Here is a 2,628-nt window from a genome sequence, read left to right as displayed (position 1 = left end):
GTTTCTTTGTAGCGTAAATTTATTTACGTTTGAAAAATAAAATATTGCTTTTTAAAGTAATTTAAATTACTATTAAAAGTAACGAAGGAGGGATAATGTGGAAGAAATAAGATTAAATGTTGCTTTACTACGACGTAAAGTGCCAAACCTAACGACTGCAGCTAAATCCATTGGAATACGTCCTGCTACAGTTTCTAACTTATGCACTGGGAAAATCGATTTAGGAAAAGCAGAGGTAAGGACACTTGTTGGTTTAGCTTCCTTAGCAAATTGCACGGTAGATGAATTAATCATTCGGGGGGAGAAGAAAGACATGATTGAAACTCAAATTAAAGCATTGGATTTTTTTGCGCCATTAGTAAAGGGAGGCACCACGGGCTTGGTTGCTAGACCTGGAATGGGACAGCTAGTAATACTAGCCGAGCTCATGCATCGTTTTAAAGAAGACTATACTTCCGTGTTTTTATTGCCAAAAGAAGAGCATAGTGAATTAGAGGGGACCACGGAGTTAGCTGATATTGTAACTACTTCTATAGAGGAAGCATATCAAAAGCTCGCACACATATCTGGGGAAGCAGTTTTTATTACTGATAGAAGTTATATTATTTCGGGGGAACTATTAGATTTGCAGGAAAAAATTCTTTCGGACAATATAGAGGGTATTACAACTATTTTAGTCGACTTATCTGGAGATGTAGTGGATGAAGAAATGCCATTTGGACCATTAGAAACGGTTTGGCAGTTAGATGCAGACCTTGCAACTCGTCATATGTATCCAGCTATTCATCCCATCTATTCGACGTCATCGATAATGGAGGGAACGGATGTGGACCAACGTCATTTTGGTTTAAGACAACGCGCCCAAAAGCTACTACGACGTTATAGAGAATTACGTTCTATTGTAATGGTACATGGGATTCAAAAGCTTCCGGAAGGGGAGCAAGCAACCTATGATCGTGGAGAGAGGTTAGAGGCATATTTGACGCAGCCATTCTATGTTGCGGAAAAATTCACTGGTCCAGGAGAAGTTGTTTCTATAGAACAAACGTTAAATGATGTGGAAGCAATTTTAGAAGGAAAACAAGATCAGGAAAGTGTAGAGAAGTTAAAGTTTATTGGGTGCTTGAGCTAAAGTTGCACTTAAAAATTGAAAGGGAATATTTAGTTTTAAGTGAAAAAGGCGAGATCCTTAGCGATTTCACCTTTTTTATTTTTGGCGTTTACTTCTACATTAATATCAACCTCTTTCATACTAAATATTTAACATTTAATATCTAATCCTTTTGAAGTATTGGTGAATTTTATCTAATTTTTTTCCTTGATTCCCTGATGGACTTTCCATGTTACCAAATTCAAAAAATTTCACTTTTTTTATTCCGACAAAATTAAATAAAGCTTTTTTCATCAATATTTTATGAGAGTTGTTTAACCAAATTAATGGATAATGTGTAGGGCCCTTCATGGTAGATACGCATACAACCGATTTTCCTTTTAATAATCCTTCCGGGAAAAGCCCTTTCTTATCCCTATAAGCAAAATTGGAAGCAAATAATTGGTCTATGTATCCCATAAGCATTGCAGGGGGTCTTCCCCACCAAATTGGATAGACAAAAATTATCTTATCAGCCCATGTAATTTGTTCTCTATACGTTTGAATAGAACTATCTACGTGCATATCTCGTCTTCGTTTATTCTCATTAAACACAAGAACTGGATTAAAATTCTCTTTATATAAATCTAGTACTTGTAATTCCTTTATATTTAAATTTTCTTCACAGCCTTTAATGATCTTCTGTAAAAAAGCATAATTTAAGCTTGTATGATTAGGATAAGTATAAATTACTAACGCGTTCATCTTGCACCTCATTTACTTATCATTTGATAAGTAAATAATATCACTTCTTCATTTTAGTTGTCAAATGATAATTGTAAAATGATAACGTTTTTGTTATGTTGGTTTCTAAGAGGTGAGCGATATGGACAAAACAACCCTTTTTAATAAGCTAATATTATTTACAACTTCAGTTCATCGAGTGACTCATGAATTAACACAAAACGCCAAGTCAGATCTCATTACACCAGTACAATACAATATATTGGAATATATCACGGTAAATCAGCCAGTGACGCCAAGTGATATTAGTGAATGTCTTTATGTCTCTATGCCGAATACAAGTCGTGAGCTAAAAAAGTTGAGTGAAAAAAATTTAATTGAAAAGATTAATGACAATGAGGATCGACGTAAACAGTATGTATGCCTTTCGAGCGATGGAGAACTCCTTATGAGAGAAGCCTTTGAAAACATTGAATCTCGCTTTCTAAATCGAATACAAAATTCTACGAAGAAAGATTTAAAAGAAATTGAGGATGCCCTTGATGTTCTTCAAGAAAAATTATTTTATTAATTGAGAAAAGCCGGAAATCTTAAACGGTGCTTTGTTCTCGAGCGAGCTGACATAAAAAAGGAAAAGCATTGCTTAATAAATTTTTCATATTTTTTTAGAAGTTAGAGGAGGGCATGTCCCCGCCTCTTTTTTTGTTGTTATGTTTAGGGATCTCTTATTTGTTTAAGAACACGAATTCAGGGAAAAACTACAAATAAAAATATATTTGTACAAGGGAAAGGAG

At 34.4% G+C, this 2,628-nt stretch carries 3 protein-coding genes; 2 read left to right on the top strand and 1 reads right to left on the bottom strand.

Going from position 1 to position 2,628, the window contains the following annotated elements; translation table 11 throughout:
• Window positions 1–97: 97 nt before the first annotated feature.
• On the top strand, window positions 98–1,132 hold the full coding sequence (locus AC06OU_RS00065) for an ATP synthase beta subunit C-terminal domain-containing protein (RefSeq protein ID WP_475853281.1): 1,035 nt from the start codon (window positions 98–100) through the stop codon (window positions 1,130–1,132).
• A 135-nt stretch (window positions 1,133–1,267) separates the two neighbouring features.
• Here AC06OU_RS00065 and AC06OU_RS00060 read toward each other — a convergent pair whose 3' ends face one another.
• Window positions 1,268–1,855: an NAD(P)H-dependent oxidoreductase gene (locus tag AC06OU_RS00060; protein ID WP_475853280.1), complete on the bottom strand. Its 588-nt coding sequence runs from the start codon at window positions 1,853–1,855 to the stop codon at window positions 1,268–1,270.
• Window positions 1,856–1,976: 121 nt separating this feature from the next.
• Between AC06OU_RS00060 and AC06OU_RS00055 the strand changes: the two genes are divergently transcribed.
• Window positions 1,977–2,405: a MarR family winged helix-turn-helix transcriptional regulator gene (locus AC06OU_RS00055; RefSeq protein WP_475853279.1), complete on the top strand. Its 429-nt coding sequence runs from the start codon at window positions 1,977–1,979 to the stop codon at window positions 2,403–2,405.
• The last annotated feature ends 223 nt before the right edge of the window (window positions 2,406–2,628 follow it).

The sequence above is a fragment of the Psychrobacillus sp. genome (genome assembly GCF_056205495.1).
The sequence above is the reverse complement of the archived record's forward strand: the minus strand, read 5'-3'. Positions and strand labels throughout refer to the sequence as shown.